Source organism: Brevibacterium sp. FME17 (genome assembly GCF_014897515.1).
Classification (GTDB): domain Bacteria; phylum Actinomycetota; class Actinomycetes; order Actinomycetales; family Brevibacteriaceae; genus Brevibacterium.
The window spans coordinates 287,193-312,207 of record NZ_JABUYD010000001.1 but is presented as its reverse complement, the minus strand read 5'-3'; the positions used below and the strand labels follow the sequence as shown (position 1 = coordinate 312,207).

The window sequence follows — 25,015 nt, the reverse complement described above, 5'->3', positions numbered from 1 at the left end:
AGACTGCCTCTGCACTGCCCGCTGCCCTCAGTGGGCGGCGTCGTGCCAGGAGACGCCGGTTCCGACGTTGACGTCCAGGGGCACGTCCAGCTCGAAGGCTGATCCCATCTCCTCGGTCACGATCGATGTCACCGATTCGACCTCATCAGGGTGGACGTCGACGATGATCTCGTCATGGACCTGCAACAGGACCGTCGACTTCAGATCGCCGAGGCGGTCGCTGACCTTGAGCATCGCAATCTTCATGATGTCGGCGGCCGAACCCTGGATCGGGGCGTTGAGGGCGGCGCGTTCGGCCATGTCCCGCAGCTGCCTCCGGTCACTGTGCAGAGCGGGCAGGTAGCGACGGCGCCCCATGATGGTCTCCGTATAGCCGTTGGTCCTGGCCTGCTCGACGATCTCGTCGAGGTAGTCCTTGACCGCACCGAAGCGTTCGAAGTACTGCTCCATGAGGTTCTTCGCCTCGTCCACACCGATCGCCAGCTGACGGGAGAGCCCATAGGCGGAGAGTCCGTAGACCAGCCCATAGGACATGGCCTTGACCTTCGAGCGCATCGCGGAGTCGACCTCGTCGATGCCGACGCCGAAGACCTTCGACCCGACGTAGGAGTGCAGGTCTTCACCGTCCTTGAAAGCCTGGATGAGTGCCGCATCGCCCGAGAGATGGGCCATGATGCGCATTTCGATCTGCGAGTAGTCCGCCGTCAGGAGCCGAGAGTCGGTGACCTGCGGGTCGGCGATGAAGATCTCACGTATCCGCCGCCCTGATTCGGTGCGGACCGGAATGTTCTGCAGGTTCGGATCCAGTGAGGAAAGTCGACCTGTCGCAGCAACGGTCTGCTGATAGGTCGTGTGGATGCGACCGTCCTCGGCCACGGTTTTGAGGAGCCCGACGACGGTCTGTTTGAGCTTCGTCGAATCCCGGTAAGCCAGCAGGTGCTGCAGGAAAGGGTGCTCGGTCTTGATGAACAGCTCTGCCAGCGCCTCGGCATCGGTGGTGTACCCGGTCTTCGTGCGCTTGGTCTTGGGCATGTCGAGCTCGTCGAAGAGCACGGCCTGCAGCTGTTTCGGCGACCCGAGATTGACCTCATGGCCGATTGCCTCGTAGGCGAGTCCGGCGCTGGCGTTCGCCTGCTTCGTGAATTCCTCGATGAGACCGGACAGGCCAGCCTCGTCGACAGCGATGCCAGCGAGCTCCATCTTGGCCAGCACAGGAACAAGCGGCAGTTCGATGTCGCGATAGACCTGGCTCATGTTCGCCTCGTCGATCGCCGTGGCCAGTTTGTCGTGGACTTCGAGCAGCGCGGCGGCTCTGTGCCCGTGAGTCTGAGCGGTCTGGTCGGAGTCGAGGTCGAGGACCAGCTGACCGCTGTCGCCAGTGGAGTCGCTGAGTTCGATGCCGGTGCGCTCGAGCGCGATCTGCGGCAGTTCGTAGCTGCGCTGATCGGGCACCAGGAGATAGGCGGCCAACGCCGTGTCACCGGCGACATCGTCGACGTCCAGGCCCAGCGAACGCCAGGCCTTGAGCTGCGTCTTCGAGCTGTGCAGAATGAGGGTCTTCGTCCGCAGCGCCGAGCTCAGCTTGGAGACGGCGGCTTCCCCCGCCTCGGCGAGGTCGACGACCCAGGCTTCCTCAGGTGCACCGGATACGGCGAGGATCCGAACATCACCGCGTCCGAGCTCGAAACGCGCATCGGAATCGAGGGCGAGCACATCGGAATCTGCCAACTTCTCAAGCAGTCCGGGAACCTCGAGAGTTTCAATGGAGACTTCCCGAGCCGGACCGGCAGCTGCTTCCGGCACGGCCTCCTCGCCGAAGATCGCACTGAGTCGCTTGCCGAGCGCCTGGAATTCGAGCTGGTCGAACAGGCTCGAGAGCTCGGACGGATCACCCTCGCCCCATTTCAAATCGGAATAGGTCAGACCCAGGTCCACATCGTCGAGCAGACGGTTGAGCCGGAAATTGCGTTCGACATCAGGAATGTGGTCCCGCAGCTTCTCACCGACCTTGCCCTTGATCGACTCCGCATTCTCAAGCACGCCGGGCAGGTCACCGTAGGATGCCAGCCACTTCGCCGCAGTCTTGTCACCGACACCGGGTACTCCGGGAAGGTTGTCCGCCTTCTCCCCCACAAGGGCTGCGAGTCCACGGTAGTTTGCGGGAGTGACCGCGTACTTCTCTTCGATCGCGTCCGGGGTCATGCGGTTGAGATCGCTGACTCCGCGCTTGGGGTAGAGGATCGTCACGGAATCGCTCGAAAGCTGGAACGAGTCCTTGTCCCCGCTCATCACCTCGACAGCGGCGCCCGCCTCGGTGCCCATGCGAGCCATGGTCGCCAGCGCATCATCGGCCTCGAAACCCTCTTTGGTCACCACGGTGAGTCCCATTGCGACCACGATGTCCTTGATCAGGTCGATCTGGGGATGGAACTCCGGTGGGGTCTTGGCACGTCCGGCTTTGTACTCTGGGTACTCCTCCAGACGGAATGTCTGTCGCCCCAGGTCGAAGGCGACGGCCACGTGGCTCGGTGACTCGTCCCTGAGGACATTGATGAGCATCGAGATGAAGCCGTAGATGGCGTTCGTCGGCTGGCCGGTGCTGGTGGCGAAGTTCTCCACCGGCAGGGCGTGGAATGCCCGGTACGCCAGAGAGTGTCCATCGATGAGCAGGAGAGATTCGTTTACTTGAGTCACATGGCATAGCCTATCGTTCAAAACTGACATGAAGGAGAACGATGTTCAGACCAGAGGCATCACTGACCGCGCAGACCACTGAGGGACAGAGCAGGGAGCTGCTCGGCCAGCTCAATGCTCCCGAAGCAATCGGTGATCTGGCGGCGAAAATGGGGATCGAGTTCACAGAGCTGACTCACGAACATGTCACCGGCCACGTGCCGGTGAAAAGCAACACTCAGCCCATGGGCCTCTTCCACGGTGGCGGTCATGTGGTGCTCGCCGAATCGCTGGCATCCATGCATTCGTTCCTCCTCTCCGGGGGTAAGAACGTCGTCGGTGTCGACCTCAATGCCACGCATCTGCGCGCCGCGCGAGATGGAACGGTGACCGGCCGCGCCGAGGTGCTCCATCAGGGACGCACGATCGTGTCCCATGAGGTGAAGATGACCGATGAAGCCGGTCGGCTTCTCTCGATCGTGCGGATCACGAACATGATCCTCAAGACCGACCCGAAATGATGCCCGGGCAGTAACAGCCGATGACAGGCAATGATGGCCAATGCGCTGTCACTGCTTCGCGGCAACGCAGGAGGCCGACGAATCGTCTTCGGATTCGCCGGCCTCAGTGTGTGTTCGGGTGGATGCTGACTACTTGTCGGAGCCGATCTGTTTGAGAACGGTGTCCGCGACCTCACGCATTGTCAGGCGGCGGTCCATCGAGGTCTTCTGGATCCAACGGAAGGCCTCTGGCTCGCTCAGACCCATCGAGGTCTGGAGCAGGCTCTTCGCACGTTCGACGACCTTGCGGGTCTCGAAGCGTTCGGTCAGATCCGAGATCTCGCTCTCGAGGGAGCTGATCTCCGCATGACGCGACAGGGCGATCTCGAGGGCTGGGATGAGGTCCGCTGCGGTGAAGGGCTTGACCACGTAGGCCATTGCTCCCGCATCACGGGCTCGCTCAACGAGCTCCTTCTGCGAGAACGCCGTGAGCAGGACCACCGGAGCGATGCGCGCCTTGGCAATCCTCTCCGCTGCGGAGATTCCGTCGAGGATGGGCATCTTGATGTCCATCACGACGAGATCGGGGCGCAGCTCTTCGGCCAGGCGGATTGCGGATTCACCGTCTGCGGCTTCGCCGACGACGTCGTATCCGACCTCGCGCAGCATCTCGACGATGTCGAGACGAATCACGGCCTCGTCTTCCGCCACTACGACGCGGCGAACCGGCACGGACTCATCTGAAGTTGGTTGTTCGCTGTTTGAAAGCACGGCACCAGTCTAAACCAGGCCCACGCGTGGACCGACCTCGGTACCCAAGTTTCTTCTGTGATGGTAGCCACCCGTGTGATCGCCGCCACCGCTGTCGATTGTGCAATCGCGCAAAAGCTGTCGTAAACTCTAGCGTGGCGCGGATTCAATCCGTGCTCAGCCGGATTGGCGGAATCGGTAGACGCGGTGCACTCAAAATGCATTGTCGAGAGACGTGTGGGTTCGAGTCCCACATCCGGTACTTTTCGCCCCAGAGGCGGCAGAGTTCTGACAGCAGAGAACCCCTGAGCATGATTGCTCGGGGGTTCTCTGCATTTCGGCTGAGGCGGTGTTCCACCGGCGAACTCCGCCTCAGCCGATTCGACACCGCTCAGATCGTGGACTCAGGCTCGGGTCCCACCCGAGGAGCCTTCGAGTGAGGACTCTTCGAGTTCGGCTTCGATCGTGCCTGCGCCGTTCTCACCTGCATCCACGTCCTCGCCCATCGGGACATAGCCGTTGATGCGGTCCGAGTCATAGCGTGCTTCGTCGAGGATTCCGTGGCGCTTGGCCACGATGGCAGGCACGAGGGCCTGGCCGGAGACGTTGAGCGCGGTGCGCCCCATGTCGACGATCGGCTCAATCGCCAGCAGCAGTCCCACACCTTCAAGTGGAAGTCCGAGCGTGGACAGCGTCAGTGTCAGCATGACGGTGGCACCAGTTGTCCCTGCTGTTGCCGCCGAGCCGATGACTGAGACGAACACGATGAGGAAGTACTGGACGATTGTGAGGTCGATTCCGAAGAACTGGGCCACGAAGACCGCAGCGATCGCCGGGTAGATCGCGGCGCAGCCGTCCATCTTCGTGGTCGCGCCGAAGGGAACCGCGAATGCGGCGTAGCTCTGGGGAACTCCGAAGTTGTCGGTGGCGACCTTCTGGGTGACCGGCATGGTACCGATCGATGACCGGGAGACGAAGCCCATCTGAGCTGCGGGCCAGACTCCGGAGAAGTACTGACGCACGGAGAGGCCATTGAGCTTCGCCAGGGTCGGGTACACGCCGAAGAAGACGATTGCCAGGCCGATGTAGACGGCCACGACGAACCACAGCAGGGAACCCATGGTCGACCAGCCGTAGGAGTTCACGGCATTGCCGATGAGCCCGAGGGTGCCGATCGGGGCGATGCGCACGATCCACCACACCACCTTCTGGACGACGGCCAGTGCTGCCTCCACGAACTGGAGGAATGGCTCGGCGGCCTTTCCGACCTTGACTGCGGCAATGCCGATCGCGCCGGAGACGATGATGAGCTGAAGGATGTTGAAGTTGACCTCGGAGACCATAGCGCCGGATTCATCGGCGGAGGTGCCGACCTCGAGGCCGAGGAAGTTCACAGGCACGAGACCGGTGAGGAATCCGATCCAGCTGCCGTTCGAATCCGGTGCAGATTCGCTCAACGATGAGGCATCAGCGTGCATGCCCGGCTGGATCACAACGCCGAGGATGAGGCCGATGAGGACGGCGATGAGGGCCGTGAGTGCGAACCATAGGAGTGTCGAGACTGCAAGACTGGCAGCGTTGGTGACCTTGCGCAGGTTGCCGATGCTGGCGATGATCGCGGTGATCACAAGCGGCACGACGGCCGCCTTGAGGAGTGTCACATACGAGGACCCGATGGTGTCCAAGGTCTGACCGAGCCAGTTGTCCTGGCCCTCACTGACCGGACCCCAGGACCGGGCGATCAGCCCGAGCACCACGCCCGCAATCAGGGCTATGGTGACCTGCACCCCGAAGGATCTGCTCCACTTGGGCAATCTCATGCGATTCCTCTTCTTTGCCTGTCGGTTTCGAAACAATGCTCAACGCAAGCGATGCTTGACTCAAGCATTGCTCAACTCAAGACACAACTGTTGAGCAATCTCTGAAATTCCGCAAGTCCAAGTGAAGTGGGTCTCACTCACCAAAGCCGCACCGGCCACCACCCTCCCCAAGCCACTCCGGTCACCACCCGCACATGGCAAACGGCGGCCACCCCAGATGGGGCGACCGCCGTTATCGACAGACTCAGCGCATGGGCGCTGTTGTGGCACTCAGTGCCTCGGTGTGCCGTTCTCCTTGACGATCGGCACCTCATGAGTGACCGGCGTTTCGGAGACGATGCCGTACCCGGCCAAAGGATCTTCCTCATCGTCCGAGGAGTCTTCGTAGGCTGCGGCAACACCCTTGGCTGCATCACCCATGGTGTGGATGCGCAGGGCATTGGTCGACCCGGGGATGCCGGGAGGGGAACCGGCTACGAGGATGGACTGATCGCCTTCGTGTGCTGTTCCGTCGGCTAGCAGCACAGCATCGACCTGTCTGGCCATCTGGTCCGTGTGTCGCACTGTCTTGACCAGGTAGGGGCGAACGCCCCAGGTCAGAGCCAGCTGGTGGCGAACCTGCGCATCAGGGGTGAACCCGAGGATCGGCCAGGCGGGACGCAGACGCGACATCCGGCGCACGGAGTCACCTGTCTGAGAGAAGGTGCAGAGCAGATCGATGTCGAGCTGTTCAGCAATCTGGACAGCGGCGGCCGTGACGGCCCCTCCCTTGGTGTGGGGAACTGTGCCCAGCTGCGGGATGCGCTCCATGCCGTGCTCTTCGGTGGACTCGATGATGCGGCTCATGGTCCGGATCGCTTCGACCCAGTATTCGCCGACCGAGGTCTCACCGGAGAGCATGAGGGCATCGGCACCGTCGAGGACGGCGTTGGCGCAGTCGCTCGCCTCGGCGCGGGTGGGCCTGGCAGCATCGATCATGGTCTCGAGCATCTGAGTGGCCACGATGACGGGCTTGGCCTGCTGTCGAGCGATCTCGACCGCACGCTTCTGGACGATCGGGACCTGCTCAAGCGGCAGTTCCACGCCGAGGTCGCCGCGGGCGACCATGATTCCGTCGAAGGCGTCGATGACCGCGTCGAGCTGCTCCACGGCCTGCGGCTTCTCCAGCTTGGCGATGACGGGGGCGTGGATGCCGACTTCGTCCATCACCGCCCTGACGTCATCCATGTCCTCGGGGCTGCGGACGAAGGACAGAGCCACCCAGTCGAAGCCGAGGTTGAGGCCCCATTTGAGGTCCTCTATGTCCTTCTCCGACAGTGCCGGCACGGAGACCGGAACACCGGGAAGGTTGATGCCTTTGTGGTTCGAGATCGTTCCGCCGATCTCCACCTCGGTGACGACATCGGTGTCGGTGACCTCGGTGGCACGCAGACGCAGGCGCCCATCGTCGATGAGCAGCGGATCTCCGACGGAGACATCGCCTGGCAGGGTCGAGAGCGTGGTGCTTACGACCTCCGCAGTGCCCGCGATGTCACGGTTGGTGATCGTGAATGTTGCGCCTTCGACGAGCTCTTCCTTGCCGTTGGCAAAATTGCCGACCCTGATCTTGGGGCCCTGCAGGTCCAACAGCAATGCGACTGCGCGACCTGTATCGAGTGCAGCCTGGCGAACCCAGGCGAATTTCTCTTCGTGCTCTTCCCGCTTGCCGTGGCTGAGATTGAATCTGGCCACATCGACGCCTTCGTCGACAAGAGCGCGGATCTCTTCATAGGAGTTCTGGTTCGGACCTAATGTTGCGACTATCTTTGCACGCCTCATGCACACCACCCTACCTGTAGCGTGGCAGGCGATACGAACCGCCTGCCACGTCTGTTCGTCGGAGGAGAATCACACACACCTACGTGCGGACTTCTCATTAAATGACACGGACTATCTTAACATTTAAAACTCTTTTCGTGTGGTCTGACCGGTTCTGGGAGCCGTGATGAGCCGGTGAGGAAGCGATCCACCTCGGCCGCAGCCGAGCGCCCCTCAGCGATGGCCCACACGATCAGCGACTGGCCCCGACCTGCGTCACCGGCGATGAAGACACCCGGCGCCGAACCCACATAGGAGTCATCGCGAGCGAAGGCGCCTCCTTCTGCAACGTCAAGGCCCAACGCTTCAGACTCGGGACCTGAGAACCCCAATGCCAAGAGGACGAGGTCAGCGTCGAGACGGTGCTCGGTACCAGGAGTTGGAACTCGTGCGCCATCGACGAAGCGGGTCTCGGCGACGTCGATGCCCATGACGCTGCCCCCGTCGTCGCCGACGAATCCAGTCGTCGACGCGAGGTAGCGCCGTGTTCCGCCCTCCTCATGAGAGGACTGGACTTCGAAGATCCGCGGAACCGTCGGCCAGGGATCGGACTCGCTGCGCTCGGCGGGAGGCTGCGTTCCGATCGCCAGTGTCGTCACCGAGGCCGCGGCCTGCCGCAGTGCCGTGCCCAAGCAGTCGGCACCCGTATCGCCGCCGCCGATGATGATCACGTGTTTGCCGCGGGCATCGATGAAGCCTCCGGACTTCCCGCGCCCCGACTGACCGGTGTCCTGCACCCCAGATTGTTCCCCCGCCTGCACCCTGTTCGAGGGCACCAGATAGTCCATCGCGAATTCGATGCCGTCGAGGTCCCGGCCGGCGATGCCCATGTCTCGGGGAACCGTGGCTCCCGTACATACGATGACCGCGTCGAAGCTCGACTGCAGCTCCTCGAGGCTGATGTCGACTCCGATCTCCATTGACGTCTTGAAGCGTGTGCCCTCAGCACGCATTTGGTCGAGTCGGCGGTCGATGTGGTGCTTCTCGAGTTTGAAGTCGGGAATCCCATAGCGCAGCAGGCCGCCGAGGCGGGCGTCGCGTTCGTAGACGACGACCGTGTGACCGGCTCTCGTCAGCTGTTGGGCTGCTGACAGGCCGGCGGGCCCGGAGCCGATGACGGCCACCGTGTGCCCGGTGATCCGCTCCGGGATCACCGGCTGGATGAGGCCGGCTTCGAAGCCCTGGTCGACTATGGTCACCTCGACCTGTTTGATCGTCACGGCCGGTTGGTTGATGCCGAGGACGCAGGCGTTCTCACATGGTGCCGGGCATGCCCTGCCGGTGAATTCAGGGAAATTGTTCGTCGCATGCAGCAGTTCGACCGCCCGGGGCAGCTCTCCGCGATACATTGCATCATTGAACTCGGGAATCAGATTGCCCAAGGGGCAGCCCTGATGGCAGAAGGGGACGCCGCAGTCCATGCACCGTGAGGCCTGTCTGCGCAGCTGTTCGGGGTCCCCCGCCTCGTAGACCTCGCGATAGTCCATCAGGCGGATGGGGACCGGTCGACGCCGGGGCGTCTCCCTCTGATCGACGCTTAGGAATCCGTGTGGATCAGCCATTGGCAACCTCCAGAATTGTGTGCCAGGCGGCTTCGGAATCCAGGGGCTCTCCGGACGCGGTGAGCTCGTCCTGAACGTCTTTGACCAACGCATAGGCGACGGGGATGATCTTCGTGAATCGGGAGAGGACGTCTTCTCCCCTGCGCAGTCCCTCGAGCAGCTGCGTGGCCAGGGGTGAATTCGTCCACTGAACATGTTCAGATAGCAGTCGCTGCAGCACGTCCGTATCGGCGATTCCGACCCCGGTGAAGCGGAACACCCCGGCGGCGCGTTCCTTGGGGTTGAGCCGGGCGGGGTTGAAGTCGAGGACGTACGCCGTGCCACCGGACATTCCGGCGGCGAAGTTGCGTCCGGTGCTGCCGAGGATCACGGCGATTCCTCCTGTCATGTACTCAAGGCCGTGATCGCCGATGCCCTCGGCGACCGCCTCGGCGCCGGAATTGCGCACCATGAAGCGCTCCCCCACCTGACCGGACACGAACAGCTTGCCGGCCGTCGCACCGTAGCCCAGCACATTGCCGGCGATCACGTTGTGTTCGGGACGGGTCGGGTTCTCAGGCTGGGGATGCACGCTGATCGTTCCCCCGGAGAGTCCCTTGCCGACGTAGTCGTTGGCATCTCCGTGCAGGTCGATGGTGACACCGTGAGGCAGGAACGCCCCGAGTGACTGTCCTGCGGTTCCGTGCAGCGACAGTCTGATCGTGTCCTCACGCAGCCCCCGATCTGCATGGGTGCGGGTGACGTGGTGGCCCAGCAGTGTGCCGACGCTGCGGTCCGTGTTCGCAATCGCCGAGGTGATCGTGACCTTCGTCCCGGACCGGATCGACGCCTGCGCCTGCGCCAACAGACGCAGGTCGAGTTCGTCCGCGAAGTCCCGGTCGACCGCGCTCGTGCATCTGCGCGCCACCGTGGTGTTGCCGTGAACATCTTCGGGCACCTTCAGGATGGATGCCAGGTCGAGGTGCAGGCCGGAGGCACGCTCTTGGGCTTCATCGATGCGCAGCCGCTCGACCGCGCCGATGGCCTCATCGAGCGTCCGCAGTCCCAGTTGTGCAAGATAGCCGCGGACCTCCTCGGCGATGAAAGTGAAGAAGTTCACCACATGGTCGGCCTGACCGTGGAAGCGTTCGCGCAGCTTCGGGTTCTGCGTCGCCACACCGACGGGGCAGGTGTCTTTGTGGCACACGCGCATCATGATGCAGCCGGAAACGACGAGAGCCGCGGTCGCGAACCCGAATTCCTCACCGCCGAGCAGAGCGGCGATGATGACATCCCGTCCGGTCTTCAGCTGACCGTCGACCTGAACGCTGACCTTGTCCCGCAGACCATTGAGCACCAGCGTCTGCTGGGCTTCGGCCAAGCCCAGCTCCCACGGTGTGCCGGCGTGCTTGAGCGAGTTCAACGGGCTGGCCCCCGTGCCTCCGTCATGGCCGGAGATGAGCACGACGTCGGCACCGGCCTTGGCCACCCCGGCGGCAACCGTGCCGACCCCGATCCCGGAGACGAGCTTGACGTGCACACGGGCCCGGGCGTTGGCCCGACCGAGATCGTGGATGAGCTGGGCAAGGTCTTCGATGGAGTAGATGTCATGATGCGGTGGTGGGGAGATGAGTCCGACTCCGGGAGTGGAGTGCCGGGTCTTTGCGATCCACGGGTAGACCTTGGCCCCGGGCAGCTGCCCGCCCTCTCCGGGTTTCGCTCCCTGCGCCATCTTGATCTGCAGGTCATCGGCCTCGCTCAGATAATGACTCGTCACACCGAAGCGACCGCTGGCGATCTGCTTGATCGCCGATCGGCGTTCGGGATCGGTCAGGCGTTCGGTGTCTTCACCGCCCTCACCGGTGTTCGACTTGCCGCCGATGCGGTTCATCGCGATCGCCAGGGTCTCGTGGGCCTCCTGCGACAGCGACCCATAGCTCATCGCGCCGGTCGAGAATCGCTTCATGATCGCCGAGGCGGGTTCCACCTCGGCGATGTCGATGGGTCCGGTGTCTGCGGGGACGAGCTCGAACAGGCCACGCAGCGTCATCAGCTCACGGGACTGTTCGTTGACCGCCCGAGTGTATTCGCCGAAGATGTCGAATCGTCCGGTGGCGGTGGAGTGCTGAAGCTTGAAGATCGTCTCCGGATTGAACAGGTGGCCCGGTCCCTCCCGTCTCCATTGGTACTCACCACCGATACGCAGATTCCGGTGCGCGGGTGCGGGATGATCGTCGCGATGGGCATCGGCGTGCCGGGCATTGGACTCCGCAGTGATCTCGATGATTCCCTTCCCACTCAGCTGATGCGGGGTGGAGGTGAAGTACTCGTCGATGAAGTCAGCGGAGAGTCCGAGGGCTTCGAAGGTCTGCGCACCGTGATAGGACTGCACCGTCGAGATCCCCATCTTCGACATGATCTTCAGCAGGCCCTTGTTCAGAGCCGTGAGCACATTGGCCACGGCAGCTGCCTCACTGACACCGCGGATGCGATCCGAGCGCACGAGCGCCTCCGCCGACTCCATGACGAGATACGGGTTGACCGCAGACGCTCCGAAGGCCACAAGAGTGGCCACATGATGGACTTCCCGCACGTCACCGGCTTCGACGATGATCGACACACGAGTGCGGGATCGGGCTCGCACCAGGTGGTGATGGAGCGCTGAGGTCAGAAGCAGGGACGGGATCGGAGCGAGATCGACCGTGGAGTCCCTGTCGCTGAGGATGATGAACACGGCTCCGGCCTCGACCGCGGCGCTCGCCTCCTGGCACAACACCTCGAGCCGTGCCGCCATGGCTTCGGGTCCGGCATTCACCGAATACAGGCCCGACAGGGTCACGCTGGGTCGGCCATCGTCGACGCCGAGGTGGTGGCCCTGGACGTGGGAGATCGCCGTGAGCTCGTCGTTGTCGATGACGGGCCGGTCGAGCAGGATGTGCGCAGAGTCAGGTCGCGTGGACTGGAGCAGGTTGCCTTCCCGGCCGATGCTCGAGGACATGCTCGTGACGATGTCCTCGCGGATGGAGTCCAGCGGCGGGTTCGTCACCTGTGCGAAGTTCTGATGGAAGTAGTCGAAGAGGAGTCTGGGCCGTGTGCTCAGCGCCGCGATCGCGGTGTCCGTGCCCATGGCTCCGAGCGGCTCGGCCCCGGTCTCCGCCATGGGTGAGATCAGGATCCGCAGCTCCTCCTCGGTGTAGCCGAAGGTGCGTTGGCGTCTCCGGACGGAAGCCTGCGGGTGGGTGACGTGGATTCGGGTAGGCAGGTCGGCCAGTCGTCGGGAGCACCCCTTGACCCAGTCCTCATACGGGTGTTCGGAGGCCAGCTGGTTTTTGATCTCTGTGTCGGAGATGATGCGCTCGGATTCGGTGTCGACGAGGAACATGCGGCCCGGGGTCAGACGCCCACGGGCAACGATGTCGGTCTCCGGTAAGTCGACGACGCCGATCTCGCTGGCCAGCACGACAGTGTCAGATGTCATGACGTAGCGCGCTGGTCGCAGCCCGTTGCGGTCGAGGACAGCACCGGCAAGCTTGCCATCGGTGAAGGCCACACAGGCCGGTCCGTCCCACGGCTCCATCAGCAGGGAGTGGTATTCGTAGAAGGCTCTGCGGGACTCCCCCATGCCGGGGGTGCTCTCCCAGGCTTCGGGGATCATCATCAGCATCGCCTGCGGCAGGGATCGTCCCGAGGCGACTATGAGCTCGAGCACGGAATTGAATGAGGCCGAGTCGGAGGCACCCGGGGGCACGATCGGGCACAATCTCTCGAGACTCGACGAGGTCCCGGGCACAGGAGACGTGAGGAGATCAGAGGCCAGAGTCGATTCTCTGGCCTTCATCCAGTTGCGGTTACCGCGCACCGTGTTGATCTCACCATTGTGGGCGATCGTGCCGAAGGGCTGTGCCAGCTGCCAGGACGGGAACGTATTCGTCGAGAATCGTGAATGCACGAGCGCGATCCGTGAGGTCACACGATCGTCAAGCAATTCGGTGTAGAAGGCGGAGAGCTGTCCTGTCGAGAGCATGCCCTTGTACGTGATCGTCGCGGGTGAGAGCGAGGGGAAGTAGATTCCGGCGTGGTCGAGACGTTTCCTCACAATGTAGGCCCGGCGGGTGAGGTCATGGTCGTCGCGTGAGGGGTAGCGTTCGTCGATGCCGAAGAAGACCTGCAACATGACGGGCATCGTGGCGCGGGCGGTGGCGCCGAGCACGCTGGCATCGTGGGGAACGTCGCGGTAGGCCAGAACACACAGCCCCTCTTCGGCGGCGATGCGTTCGAGGAGAGACTCCTCGTTGTGGGCCGAGGGGAACGAGACTGCGGGCTCGGGCTCAGACGCTCTGGTCAGGTCAGCTCGGTAGTCCTGAGCGAAGAAACCGATTCCCGCGGCGTAGGCGCCGGGATCGGGAAGCTCGACGCCCTGCTCACGCAGCACCTCGGCGAAGTAGTCGTGAGGCATCTGCAGGGTGATGCCAGCACCGTCGCCGGTGCCCTCATCGGAGCCGATTCCGCCGCGATGCTCAAGTTTGCGCAGAGCGCTCAGAGCCTGCTCGACAACCTTGTGGTCGGCCGGTCCGCGGTAGCGAACGATGAGTGCGAGTCCGCAGGCATCATGCTCGAGGGCGGGATCGTAGAGTCCTGCGCGCACTGGGTGGCGCAAAGTTTTCGGGTTCGAAGAGTCATCACTGTACATCGCTGCCTTCACGGGGTGTAGGTATCTACGTTAAAGACGGCGCTGTCTCTAGCTGTTGGTGCGGTGTCTTAAGAAGATCGTCCTCAGACAAAGGTGTGACGTGGTTCTCACGGTCGGATACCTAACCTACACCCCTGGGCAGCTCAGGTAGGCAGCGAAAAAGGACCGTAAAAAGAACCAGAACGTCTCAGTCGTCGGAGTTCGAACCGTTGGTGTCGTGAGATCGCGGCCTCACATCCGGCGTGATCGAGATCGCCGAGGTGACCGCTCCGAAGTATCCGAAGCCGTGCCCTCCGAAGTCCTCGCCGGCGCCCTTCGCGGCATCATCCGTGGCACGTGCCAGCTTCCGCGCACGCCGAGCCAGGCGATAGACGACTATGCCGACGATGAGGAGGACGACAAGGAGCGCAAGGGCCCCCAGGACCCAGAATGGGATCAAGACCGAGCCGAGCTGAAGGCCGTTGTCGGCGCTGAGCAAATCGGCCCGGCTCATGCACAGCCCTCGGCGAGTTCAGTGGCCAAGGCTGAGATTCCGCTGACTCCGTCGCTGTCAAGAGCACGCACCAGGGCAGAGCCGACGATCACACCGTCGGCGTAGTCGGCGACTTCTGCGGCCTGTTCGCGGGTTGAGACTCCGAGCCCGACGCAGGCGTGCGGTGCTCCGGCCTCTTTGAGGCGGGTCACCAGGTCGCGAGCGTGGTTGTCGACCTCGGAGCGAACTCCTGTCACGCCCATCGTCGAGGAGGCATAGACGAATCCACGGCTCGCATTCACGATGGCGGCAAGACGTTCGGGGGTCGATGAGGGTGCGGCGAGGAAGATGCGGTCCAGATCGTACTCGTCTGAGGCGCTCACCCATTCGGGGGCCTCATCGGGGATCAGGTCCGGGGTGATGATGCCGCCGCCGCCGGCCGAATCCAGGTCGCGGGCGAAGGCGGAGACACCGTATTGCAGGACGATGTTCCAGTAGCTCATCACTACGGCAGTTCCGCCGGCCTCGGCGACAGCTGAGACAGCGGTGAAGATGTCGGAGGTCCGCACCCCGGCAGCGAGTCCCTGTTCTGCGGCCCGCTGGATGACAGGGCCATCCATTCCAGGATCGGAGTAGGGCATGCCGACCTCGACGATGTCGACGCCGGACTTCACGAGTTCGACCATGGCCTCGATGGACCCCTCGACGGAAGGGAATCCGACGGGCAGGTAGCCGATGAGTGCGGCCTTGCGACCCGCTTGGGCGACCGCGTCGAGAGTGGTACCTGTTCGGAATCCTGAGCTCGTCATACCTGCACAGCTCCTTCGTCGAAGTAGTTGAACCATTTGGCGGCGGTCGTCATGTCCTTGTCACCGCGCCCCGAGAGGTTCACGAGCAAGACAGCATCGCTGCCGAGTTCCTGGCCGATGCGCATCGCGCCAGCCAGTGCGTGAGCGGATTCGATTGCGGGGATGATGCCTTCGGTCCGTGACAGGAGCTGCATGGCTTCCATCGCCTCTTCGTCGACGACGGGTTCGTAGGTCACACGCCCCGTGTCGTGGAGATGGGAATGCTCGGGGCCGACCGATGGGTAGTCGAGTCCGGCGGAGATCGAGTGGGAGCCTCGTGTCTGGCCGTCTTCGTCCTGCAGGATGTAGGTAGCGGAACCGTGAAGGACTCCGGGGCGTCCGCCGGAGAATCGGGCGGCGTGATGGCCGCTGTCGACGCCTTCTCCTCCGGCTTCGAAGCCGTAGATCTTCACCTCGGTATCGGCGAGGAACGCGGCGAAGATGCCCATGGCATTCGACCCGCCGCCGACACAGGCGCAGACCGCATCGGGCAGACGGCCGACAGCGTTCTGGATCTGTTCGCGGGATTCGATGCCGATGATGTCTTGGAATGACCGCACCATGGCTGGGAAGGGGTGGGGGCCAGCGACGGTGCCGATGATGTAGTGGGTGCGATCCACGTTGGCGACCCAGTCACGCATCGCTTCGTTCATCGCGTCTTTGAGTGTCTTGGTGCCGTTGGACACGGAGTTGACCTTGGCTCCGAGCAGACGCATCCGGGCAACGTTGAGTGCCTGTCGCTGAGTGTCCTCTTCGCCCATGTAGACCTCGCACTCCATGTCGAGGAGAGCGGCTGCTGTGGCTGTGGCGACACCATGCTGTCCAGCACCGGTCTCGGCGATGACGCGAGTCTTCCCCATGCGTTTGGCTAGGAGAGCCTGACCCAAGGCGTTGTTGATCTTGTGGCTGCCGGTGTGATTGAGGTCCTCACGCTTAAGGAAGACCCGGGCTCCGCCGCAGTGCTCGGCGAAACGGGTGGCCTCGGTGAGCAGGCTGGGACGGCCGATGTAGTTCTTCTGCAGGTCCAGCAGCTGTTCCGTGAACTGCGGATCAACTTGGGATTTGCGCCATGTCTCCTCGATCTCGTCGAGTGCGGGGATCAGCGCTTCTGGGAAGAACCTGCCTCCGTACGAACCGAAATAGGGTCCGTTCTCCTGGCTCAAATCGGTCATTGCCGTCCTTCGTGGTGCAAATTGGTGTTCGGGTGGATCAAGACTGACGACTGGTCGCCGCCCGGCGTTTCTGCCCGATCGAGGTGAACTCGGCCACAGCGGACTTCGCGTCGCCGCCGGTCACCAGCGCCTCGCCGACGAGCACGAGATCGGCGCCGGCATCGGCGTAGGTCTCGACTTCTGCGGGGCCTGCGACTCCGGACTCTGCCACGAGCGTGCATTCTGCCGGCGCCAGATCGGACAGCGGCGCAAAGCGGTTCGTGTCGACGCTGAGATCTTTGAGGTTGCGGGTGTTGATGCCGATAAGTGGGGCATCGAGTTCAGCCGCAATCGCCAGCTCTTCGGCGTTGTGCGTCTCTACGAGGGCCGTCATCCCCAATTCGTGGGCGAGGGCGTGGAACTCGTGGAGTTGGGCGACATCGAGTGCCGCAACGATGAGGAGGACGAGATCGGCGCCATGGGCTCGCGCCTCATGGAACTGGTACTCATCGACCATGAAATCCTTGCGCAGGACAGGAACGTCGACGGCTGCCCGGACGGAGTCGAGATCATCCAGGCTGCCGGAGAAGCGACGTCCTTCCGTGAGGACGCTGATCGCCTGTGCTCCCCCGGCGGCGTAGAGGCCGGCCAAGGTTCCTGGATCCGGGATGTGGGCAAGGTCTCCGCGGGAGGGAGAACGTCGTTTCACCTCGGCGATGACCCCGAATTCGGCATCAAGATCGAACGCACGCGCAGGCTGAGCCTCACGCGCGCGGTCGATGACGTCTGCCAGTGGTGTCTGCCTCCGGCGTTCGGCGAGATCTTCGCGTACTCCGGCGACGATGTCGTCGAGAACTGTCATTTCTTCTTCGGCTTGTTTCCCAGACCGACAGCACGCAGGATGACGCCGACGATGAAGCCGAGTACGACGACGCCGACGCCCACATAGGTGATGGTCGCGGTGTGGATCGTGAACCCGACGCAGCCGATGGTGACGCCGATGAGCATAATGATGACGCCGGTCCAACCGGCCACGGAATTCCCGTGTCCTGGGTCGGCGATGGCTGCATAGTCGATCGTCGATTTGTCGAGATCGGTTGCGCCGTTACGAGCGACGGTTTGCGACATGGTGCTCCTTAGAGATGCAGGCGTGGCACGCGTGAAAACTTGTTGCATCCATTGTGACACGCTTCGAGTTGGGTCGAGACACCGACCCGGTCACGAGGTCATTTCGATTCATCTTCGGCCCCACCAGCGTTGGGATCGGTGCCATCGGCTGTCGGCTCGTGGCCGTCATCGGACTCAGGGACCGATGTTTCGCTGGCCTCAGGCTCCGACGTTTCCGGGCCCGGTTCGGGGTCGTCTCCGCGGGAGAGTGCGTCCCAGGTCGCGGCCGAGTCGAATTCTTCGCCCCCGGCTTCCGCCGTCCTGGCATACCGGTTCGAATTGGCCCAACTCGCCGAGGCGAAGGCCACGTAGACGATGACGAGGAGGGCGATGGCTGCCGCGCACAGTCCCCCGATCGGCCAGGCGGTGGCACCGGGGGCCGACAAGGACTGCAGCGCCGTCATGCCGTAGCCGATCGCGGCCAATGCAGCGAAACCGAGGACGACGAAGCGTCCGATCTTGCCGAGCATGGCCGAGAGCAGTCCGGTGACGGCGATGATTGCGACGCAGGCGGTCGCGACCGGCGATGCCTGTGAACTCGCGTCCTCTGTGACATCGGCTACGCCTGCAGGTCCGAGCGTGTCACCGGCGACGCCGGCCTGCCAAGACGCAATGCTGATGGCCCACAGGGCACCGGCGAGGATGAGCACGAGGAGAACACCACGTGATTTCGTCATCTCAGCCTCGTTCCCTGGTCGAAGTTCCGAGCTTTTCCACGGCGCTGGCTGCTGCCGCCGCTCCGAGGACTGCTGCCGCCTTGTTCTGCGATTCCTCATATTCGGTTTCGGGCACGGAATCGGCGACGAGTCCGCCGCCGGCGTACACGCTCATGACCTTATTGCGAAGAACTCCGGTACGGATGGCGATCGCCAGATCGAGGTCGCCGGTGAAGGACATATAGCCCACGACTCCCCCGTAGATTCCGCGGCCGATGGGTTCGAGTTCGTCGATGATCTGCAGAGCCCGCGGCTTCGGCGCTCCGGAGAGTGTGCCCGCCGGGAATGTGGCCCGCAGAACGTCCACCGCGCCGTGGCCGGGTGCGAGTTGTCCGCGCACGGTCGAGGAGATGTGCATGATGTGGCTGTAGCGCACGATGTCCATGAATTCGCTGACATCGACGGTGCCGGCCACACACACCTTGGCCAGGTCATTGCGGGCGAGGTCGACGAGCATGAGGTGCTCGGCACGTTCCTTCTCGTCGCTGATGAGGTCTCTGGCCAGCGCCGAGTCCTCTTCGGTCGTGGCGCCGCGAGGGCGTGAACCCGCAATCGGGTGGGTCACGACGTCGCCGGAGCGGACCGTGACAAGAGCCTCCGGGGATGAGCCGATGATGCTGGAGGGCTGTTCTTGGTCGTCATGGAGGTTAAGCAGGTACATGAACGGGCTGGGGTTCGAATGACGCAGCATCCGATAGACAGTCAGCGGATCGGCTTCGCACGCGGTGTCGAAGCGTTGCCCGAGGACGACCTGGAAGATCTCTCCGTCGACGATCTCGAGTTTGGCGCGTTCGACGTTATCGAGATAGACCTGCGGGTCGGTGCGGGTCGTGACCTCGGGTTTGACGAAGTGCGTGCTCGAGATCTCGGCTTCGCTGGGCCTGCTGATTCGGGCCAGCATCGCTTCGATCCGATGCACACCAGCGTGGTAGGCCTCGTCGATGCCGGTATCGGCTCCGTTGACGTTGAATACGTTGGCGACAAGCGTGAGGGTTCCCGAGTAGTGGTCGTAGACCGCGATGTCTCCGGGGATCATCAGCTGCACAGTCGGCAGATGGTGCTCATTGGCGAGAGCGGGGCCGAGGCGCTCGAACTCACGCACAATGTCCCATCCGAAGTACCCGACGAAGCTCGAGACCATCGGTGGCAGAAGCGACTCGGTCCCGTCCACAGCAAGGAGCTCGAGGGTCGCGGTGACGGCATCGAGAACGCTGCCTTCGGTCGGGATCCCCACCGGCGGTGTGCCTTCCCAACGAAAGCTCTCTCCCTCGGAGATCAGGGTGGCCACCGGCGCGGAGCCGATGAACGAGTAGCGCGCCCAGGCTCCGGACACGGCCGATTCGAAAAGGAAGCTGCCGGGGCCACCGTCCGTGAGCTTGCGGTACAGGCTCAGCGGGGTCTCGGTGTCGGCGAGTACCTCCGCGTGGACCGGCACCAGGCGATGGTCGGCGCCCGAAGCGCGGAATTCCTCAAGGCTGGGGCGAATCGCCAGCGCTGTGTCTGCGGATCCGGTGTCGCTGGATCCTGTGTCGGTGGTCCCTGTGTCAGTTGGCACTGATGGTCCTTCCGGTGAAGCAGGTCGGGGTCTGGGTGTGGCAGGCCGGACCGGTCTGCTCGACCTCCATGAGCAGAGCGTCGGCATCGCAGTCGAGGCTCAGGGAGATCACCTTCTGTGTGTGCCCCGAAGTCTCACCCTTGACCCAGTATTCCTGCCGGGACCGCGACCAGTACACAGCGGCACCGGTGCTCAGGGAGCGTTCGATGGCTTCGGTGTCCATCCACGCCATCATGAGGACTTCTCGGGTCGTGACTTCCTGGACGATGACGGGAATGAGCCCGTCGGCGTTGACAGTGATCAGTTCGCGCCAATTGTCCGGATCGGCATCGACCTGGGTGGTTGAATCGTGTGTGCTCATCGGACCTCGATTCCTTCCTTGCGCAGTGCGTCTTTGACCTCGGCGATGCTCAGTGTCCCGAAGTGGAAGACACTTGCGGCCAGCAGCGCGTCGGCTCCGGCAGCCACGGCCGGAGCGAAGTGTTCGACCCGTCCGGCTCCCCCGGACGCGATCAGCGGAACGTCGACGGCTGCGCGAGCCGCGGCAATGAGCTCGAGATCGAAGCCGTCACGGGTCCCGTCTGCGTCGATGGAGTTGAGCAGGATCTCACCGACGCCGCGTCCGGCCGCCTCGGTGATCCACTCAATCGCACAGCGACCGGTCCCCTCACGGCCACCGCGGGTGGTGACTTCGAAGCCAGACGGAGTCTGCGTCCCCTGAGTACGACGGGCGTCGAGGGAGAGGACGAGGACCTGATTGCCGAAATGGTGGGCGATATCGCTGATGAGCGTCGGATCTGCCACCGCGGAGGTGTTGACGGAGACCTTGTCGGCCCCATCGCGCAGAAGCCGGTCGACGTCGTTGACGCTGCGGATGCCGCCGCCGACGGTCAGCGGGATGAAGACCTCTTCCGCGCAGGCACGGACGATGTCGTGGACGGTCTCCCGATCACCGCTGCTGGCGGTGACATCGAGAAACGTCAGCTCGTCTGCTCCGGACTCCCCGTAGCGTCGCGCCAGTTCGACCGGGTCGCCGGCATCCTTGAGGTCAGCGAACTTCACGCCCTTGACGACACGTCCTTCGTCGACGTCGAGGCAGGGTATGACTCTGATGGCAACCATGTGATTCTCCTAGATTCCCAATCGACGTTCAGATTCCAAGTGTGCGATACCGTTCCATCCGCCGCGCCAGGCGACGATCGGAGGGTTCGCGCATGAGTTCGATGAGTTCGTACTCCAGTGTCGCACCCACCCGGGACACGAAGTCCAACGGCTCCTGGCTAGCGTCCGGATGTTCGGCGATGATGCGGTCGACGACACCCGTCTCCTTGAGCATGGGTGCATGCACGCCCTGGCTTTGGGCCATCTCCGGTGCGCGCTCGGTTGTTCGGTGCACGATCGCTGAGGCGCCTTCCGGTGGCAGCGGTGAGAGCCAGCCGTTCTCGGCGCTGAGGACTCGATCGGCGGGAATCAGTGCGAGGGCTCCCCCACCGGATCCTTCACCGAGGATGAGGGACACCGAGGGGGCGTCGAGGTTCGCGAGGTCGGCGAGGCTGCGGGCGATCTCTCCGGCGATTCCCCCTTCTTCGGCGGATTTCGACAGTGCAGCGCCAGGGGTGTCGATGACGGTCACGAGAGGAAGATTGAGTTCGGCCGCCAACCGCATGCCGCGCCTAGCCTCGCGCAGTGCTGCAGGCCCCAGAGGTGCCCGGGAGTCCTGACGAAACCGGTCCTGGCCGAGAATGATGCACGGGGCGGAGCCGAATTTCGCCAGTGCGAGCAGCAGGCCGGGATCCTTCTCCCCCTGTCCGGTGCCGTTGAGTGGCAACACGGTGTTGGCTGCGGTGCGCAGGAGGTCACGGACTCCAGGACGCTCCGGGTTGCGCGACCGGGTGATCGCCTCCCAGGCATCGGAGTTCGGGTCCACCACCTCGGGGCGGGTGTCAGGATCGGCGACGCGCAGCGGAATCTCTTTGGCGCCCATGAGCACGTCGAGGACGCGAGCCACAGTGGTCTGAATCCGCTCGGGACCGATCACCGCGTCGATGATGCCGTGCTTGTGCAGGTTCTCACCGGTCTGCACATTCTCGGGAAACTTCTCCCCATAGATGGCTTCGTAGACACGTGGGCCGAGGAAGCCGATGAGGGACCCCGCCTCGGCGACGGTGACGTGGCCCATCGACCCCCAGGAGGCGAAGACGCCGCCGGTGGTGGGATGCCGCAAATACACCAGGTAGGGCAGGGCGGCCCGGCGGTGAGCCATCACGGCATTGGTGATCTTGACCATCGACAGGAATGCGATGGTGCCTTCCTGCATCCTGGTTCCGCCCGAGGCCGGTCCTGCCAGAAGCGGCAGCCCCTCGAGCGTGGCTCGTTCGATCGCCTCGACGAGCCGTTGGGCCGCTGAGACTCCGATCGAACCGGCGAGGAACCGGAATTCTCCGGCCACGATGGCGACGCGGCGCCCCTCGATCATGCCTTCGCCGGTGATGATAGCCTCATCGACCCCGGACTTCTCCCGGGCAGCGGCGAGTTCGGCCGCGTACTCCTCGGAGATGCCTCCTGCGGGCATGACCGGAGCCGTATCCCAGGACACGAATGATCCGTCATCCACGACGATGTCGACGAGTTCATGTGCATTCAACCGTGCCACGTGCTTATCTCCTGTTTCAGATGTGTCTGACGAACGGTAAAGCGAAGTTGGACCACCGGGTGCAGATCAGACGGTGGCGCTGCGGTCAGGGCCTCAGCTGTCCGAATCGAGCCAGGACACGATCGCCTCGGCATCCTCATTCAGCAGCGGCGGCGCATCGTGGGCTGTCCGCGTGGTTTCGACCTCGGCCTCACCATCTGCGTCGAAGAACCGCAGGGGTGGTCCGGGCAGGTCGATGTCACCGAGAACCGGGTGGTCGACCGAGACCTTGAGTCCTTGGCTCAGTGCCTGATCCCAGGAGTAGACCTCTTGCAGGGTGCGGACGGTGCCGGATGGAATTCCGGCGGCGCCGAGCTTGGCGAGGAGATCGTCCGGTCCGTAGGCGGCGAACTTGCTTTCGATGAGTTCGATCACGGCCGGACGGTTCGCGACGCGTGAGGCGTTGTCGCCCATGCCCTCGGTGGCCGGATCGATTTCGAAGGCTGCGCAGAACTTCTGCCACAGGTTCTCGTTGCCCACGGAGATCTGCACGGCACCGTCGTCGCACCTGAACAGTCCGTAGGGCGAGAGCGAAGGGTGGTGGTTGCCGCCGGGCCCAGGGGTCTGTCCGGCCACTGTGGCGCGTGTGCCCTGGAAGGCGTGGACTCCGACCATGCCGGCGATGAGGGAGGTGCGCACGACCTTGCCCTTGCCCGTGCGTTCGCGTTCGAGGAGGGCGGCGAGCACACCGTAGGAGCCGTAGATGCCGGCCAGGAGATCGGCGATGGGCACACCCACACGCTGCATGTCATCGGGCCCGGACCCGGTCAGCGACATGAGTCCGGCCTCGCCCTGGGCGATCTGGTCGTAGCCTGCCCGGGAGGACTCGGGGCCGTCGTGGCCGAAACCGGTGATCGAGAGCAGCACCAGGCGGGGGTTGATCTCCATGCACACGGCGGTGGAGAACCCGAGGCGGTCGAGGACTCCGGAGCGGAAGTTCTCGATCAGCACATCGGCGCGGGAGATCAGTTCCCGCAACGTCTCCTTGCCGGTGTCCGATTTGAGGTCGAGGGCGATGGATTCCTTGTTGCGGTTGCAGGAGAAGAAGTATGTGGCCTGCGGGTCGTCTTCGGGACCGACGAATGGAGGGCCCCAGGACCGTGAGTCATCGCCTTTGCCCGGGTTTTCGACTTTGATCACACGGGCGCCGAGGTCGCCGAACATCATTCCCGCGTGTGGGCCGGCCAATGCGCGTGAGAGGTCGACGACCGTGTATCCGGTCAGTGGGCCTTCGACCCCTGTGATTGTGTCCTTCGACATTCCTATTCCTCCTTGAAGTGGGTCCATCTAGCGATGAGCATACGCAACCGCTGACATTCCTCGTGGGCTCGGGGTCCATCTGCGTGCTGGATCGCCATCACGGCATATGTGGTTCCGTCGGTCAGATCAAGAGTGGGCCACGGATCGTCCCCTTCCGGTGAGAAGGCGACGCCGAGGATCTGCCCCCAGGCGAAGGTACGCGTCCTGACCATGTTCTTCACGACCAGACCGGATTCACTGGGTCGGGCCTGGATGTCGGCGACGCGCAGCAGTGCCGCAGCGAAGATGATACCGAGCAGGTTCATCCAGACCACGTCGAGCGGGGTCCAGGGATCCCAGTCCACGACGAGCAGTGCGATGGACAGCACCGCGAAGCCGATGAACACCATCACTGCGCCGACGGTGCTGATGATGCGCACCTGGCGGGGTCGGAAGACGCGGAATTCAGATTCGGCAGGCGCCAATGTTCGTCACCAGAATCGCACGGGCACCGACCGCGTAGAGACGGTCCATGACGTTGTTGACCTCTTTGGATTCGACCATGACGCGGGCCGCCACCCAGCCGGTCTCCTGCAGTGGGGAGATGGTGGGTGATTCGAGACCGGGGGTGAGTCCGAGTGCTTCGGGGAGCAGCCGCTCTTCGATGTTGTAGTCGACGAGCACGTACTGCCGGGCCACCATCACGGATTCGAGACGGCGTCGCAGCACCTCGATGGTCTCGGCTGCTCCGTCGCGCTGGACGAGGACGGCTTCGGATTCCAGCAGTGGCTCCCCGAATGTCTCGAGCCCTGCAGCGCGCAGCGTGCTGCCGGTCTCGACCACATCGGCGATGGCCTCGGCGACGCCGAGCTGGATGGAAACTTCGATGGCACCGTCGAGTTGGACGGTTTTTGCGTTGATGCCCCGGGCCTGCAGGTCGGCTTCGACGAGGTTCGGGAAGCTGGTGGCGATGCGTGCGCCTTCCAGCTGGGTGGGCGAGGTGTAGGAACCGGTGACTCCGGCGTAGAAGAAGCGGGAGGCACCGAAGCCGAGACCGATGACTTCCTGCGCTTCGGCCTTCGACTCCAACAGCAGGTCACGACCGGTGATGCCGGCGTCGAGGATGCCCGATCCGACGTAGACGGCAATATCGCGGGGGCGCAGGTAGAAGAACTCGACGCCGTTGACTTCGTCCTGATGGACCAAGGTCTTACTCCCCCGGCGAGTGGAGTATCCGGCCTCGCTGAGCATCTCGGAGGCGGCTTCGGACAGTGCGCCCTTGTTCGGCACGGCTACACGCAGCATGGTGTCCTTTTGTGTTTCATCGTCAACGGTTATTGTGGA

Annotated in this window: 20 protein-coding genes and 1 tRNA gene; 2 read left to right on the top strand and 19 right to left on the bottom strand. The window is 63.5% G+C overall.

All coding sequences use genetic code 11. From position 1 onward, the window contains the following. Positions 1 to 27: 27 nt before the first annotated feature. A complete protein-coding gene (gene polA / locus INT40_RS01330; RefSeq protein ID WP_193095309.1) occupies positions 28 to 2,694 on the bottom strand; it encodes a DNA polymerase I in 2,667 nt (888 codons plus the stop codon). Positions 2,695 to 2,735: 41 nt separating this feature from the next. On the opposite strand from polA, the gene INT40_RS01325 reads away from it, so the two are divergent. Next, positions 2,736 to 3,194: a PaaI family thioesterase gene (locus tag INT40_RS01325; RefSeq protein WP_193095308.1), complete on the top strand. Its 459-nt coding sequence runs from the start codon at positions 2,736 to 2,738 to the stop codon at positions 3,192 to 3,194. Between the two features lie 129 nt (positions 3,195 to 3,323). Here INT40_RS01325 and INT40_RS01320 read toward each other — a convergent pair whose 3' ends face one another. Next, positions 3,324 to 3,944: an ANTAR domain-containing response regulator gene (locus tag INT40_RS01320; protein WP_374701013.1), complete on the bottom strand. Its 621-nt coding sequence runs from the start codon at positions 3,942 to 3,944 to the stop codon at positions 3,324 to 3,326. A 159-nt stretch (positions 3,945 to 4,103) separates the two neighbouring features. Here INT40_RS01320 and INT40_RS01315 point away from each other — a divergent pair. Then, positions 4,104 to 4,185: transfer RNA gene (locus INT40_RS01315), tRNA-Leu, on the top strand. 142 nt (positions 4,186 to 4,327) lie between these two features. On the opposite strand, the gene INT40_RS01310 is transcribed toward INT40_RS01315, so the two are convergent. The 17 genes from INT40_RS01310 to hisG all read right to left on the bottom strand — a co-directional run bounded on the left by INT40_RS01310 (position 4,328) and on the right by hisG (position 24,976). Beyond that, complete coding sequence (locus INT40_RS01310) at positions 4,328 to 5,743, bottom strand: dicarboxylate/amino acid:cation symporter (RefSeq protein WP_101570287.1); 1,416 nt, start codon at positions 5,741 to 5,743, stop codon at positions 4,328 to 4,330. Between the two features lie 270 nt (positions 5,744 to 6,013). Continuing rightward, on the bottom strand, positions 6,014 to 7,561 hold the full coding sequence (gene pyk / locus INT40_RS01305) for a pyruvate kinase (RefSeq protein WP_193095307.1): 1,548 nt from the start codon (positions 7,559 to 7,561) through the stop codon (positions 6,014 to 6,016). Positions 7,562 to 7,677: 116 nt separating this feature from the next. Continuing rightward, a complete protein-coding gene (locus tag INT40_RS01300) occupies positions 7,678 to 9,162 on the bottom strand; it encodes a glutamate synthase subunit beta (RefSeq protein ID WP_193095306.1) in 1,485 nt (494 codons plus the stop codon). After that, entirely contained in the window at positions 9,155 to 13,831 is a 4,677-nt protein-coding gene (gltB, locus tag INT40_RS01295) for a glutamate synthase large subunit (RefSeq protein ID WP_193095305.1), read from the bottom strand. Before gltB ends, INT40_RS01300 begins: the two co-directional genes overlap by 8 nt. A gap of 187 nt (positions 13,832 to 14,018) precedes the next feature. Beyond that, positions 14,019 to 14,324, bottom strand: a complete 306-nt coding sequence (locus tag INT40_RS01290; RefSeq protein WP_193070492.1) for a hypothetical protein — start codon at positions 14,322 to 14,324, stop codon at positions 14,019 to 14,021. After that, complete coding sequence (gene trpA, locus INT40_RS01285; RefSeq protein ID WP_193095304.1) at positions 14,321 to 15,112, bottom strand: tryptophan synthase subunit alpha; 792 nt, start codon at positions 15,110 to 15,112, stop codon at positions 14,321 to 14,323. The genes INT40_RS01290 and trpA overlap by 4 nt, the downstream gene beginning before the upstream one ends. After that, positions 15,109 to 16,323, bottom strand: coding sequence for a tryptophan synthase subunit beta (gene trpB, locus INT40_RS01280; protein WP_193095303.1), 1,215 nt, complete (start codon positions 16,321 to 16,323; stop codon positions 15,109 to 15,111). Before trpB ends, trpA begins: the two co-directional genes overlap by 4 nt. 37 nt (positions 16,324 to 16,360) lie before the next feature. Then, complete coding sequence (gene trpC / locus INT40_RS01275) at positions 16,361 to 17,164, bottom strand: indole-3-glycerol phosphate synthase TrpC (RefSeq protein ID WP_193095302.1); 804 nt, start codon at positions 17,162 to 17,164, stop codon at positions 16,361 to 16,363. Then, positions 17,161 to 17,430: an HGxxPAAW family protein gene (locus INT40_RS01270; RefSeq protein WP_101570295.1), complete on the bottom strand. Its 270-nt coding sequence runs from the start codon at positions 17,428 to 17,430 to the stop codon at positions 17,161 to 17,163. The genes trpC and INT40_RS01270 overlap by 4 nt, the downstream gene beginning before the upstream one ends. A 98-nt stretch (positions 17,431 to 17,528) precedes the next feature. After that, entirely contained in the window at positions 17,529 to 18,146 is a 618-nt protein-coding gene (locus tag INT40_RS01265; RefSeq protein WP_226830494.1) for a Trp biosynthesis-associated membrane protein, read from the bottom strand. Between the two features lies 1 nt (position 18,147). Next, a complete protein-coding gene (trpE, locus tag INT40_RS01260; RefSeq protein ID WP_193095301.1) occupies positions 18,148 to 19,740 on the bottom strand; it encodes an anthranilate synthase component I in 1,593 nt (530 codons plus the stop codon). Continuing rightward, on the bottom strand, positions 19,730 to 20,101 hold the full coding sequence (gene hisI / locus INT40_RS01255; protein ID WP_193070489.1) for a phosphoribosyl-AMP cyclohydrolase: 372 nt from the start codon (positions 20,099 to 20,101) through the stop codon (positions 19,730 to 19,732). The genes trpE and hisI overlap by 11 nt, the downstream gene beginning before the upstream one ends. Then, positions 20,098 to 20,862, bottom strand: a complete 765-nt coding sequence (gene hisF, locus INT40_RS01250; protein WP_101570298.1) for an imidazole glycerol phosphate synthase subunit HisF — start codon at positions 20,860 to 20,862, stop codon at positions 20,098 to 20,100. Before hisF ends, hisI begins: the two co-directional genes overlap by 4 nt. Positions 20,863 to 20,890: 28 nt before the next feature. Then, positions 20,891 to 22,393, bottom strand: a complete 1,503-nt coding sequence (locus INT40_RS01245; RefSeq protein ID WP_193070488.1) for a carboxyl transferase domain-containing protein — start codon at positions 22,391 to 22,393, stop codon at positions 20,891 to 20,893. A 93-nt stretch (positions 22,394 to 22,486) separates the two neighbouring features. After that, complete coding sequence (locus tag INT40_RS01240) at positions 22,487 to 23,692, bottom strand: CaiB/BaiF CoA transferase family protein (protein ID WP_193095300.1); 1,206 nt, start codon at positions 23,690 to 23,692, stop codon at positions 22,487 to 22,489. Positions 23,693 to 23,694: 2 nt separating this feature from the next. Beyond that, positions 23,695 to 24,111 carry a PH domain-containing protein gene (locus tag INT40_RS01235; protein ID WP_257930062.1) on the bottom strand — a complete coding sequence of 139 codons (417 nt, stop codon included), beginning with the start codon at positions 24,109 to 24,111 and terminating at the stop codon, positions 23,695 to 23,697. Between the two features lie 25 nt (positions 24,112 to 24,136). After that, the gene (hisG, locus tag INT40_RS01230; protein ID WP_101570302.1) at positions 24,137 to 24,976 is read right to left on the bottom strand and encodes an ATP phosphoribosyltransferase; all 840 of its coding nucleotides are present in this window, start codon (positions 24,974 to 24,976) and stop codon (positions 24,137 to 24,139) included. Positions 24,977 to 25,015 lie beyond the last annotated feature (39 nt).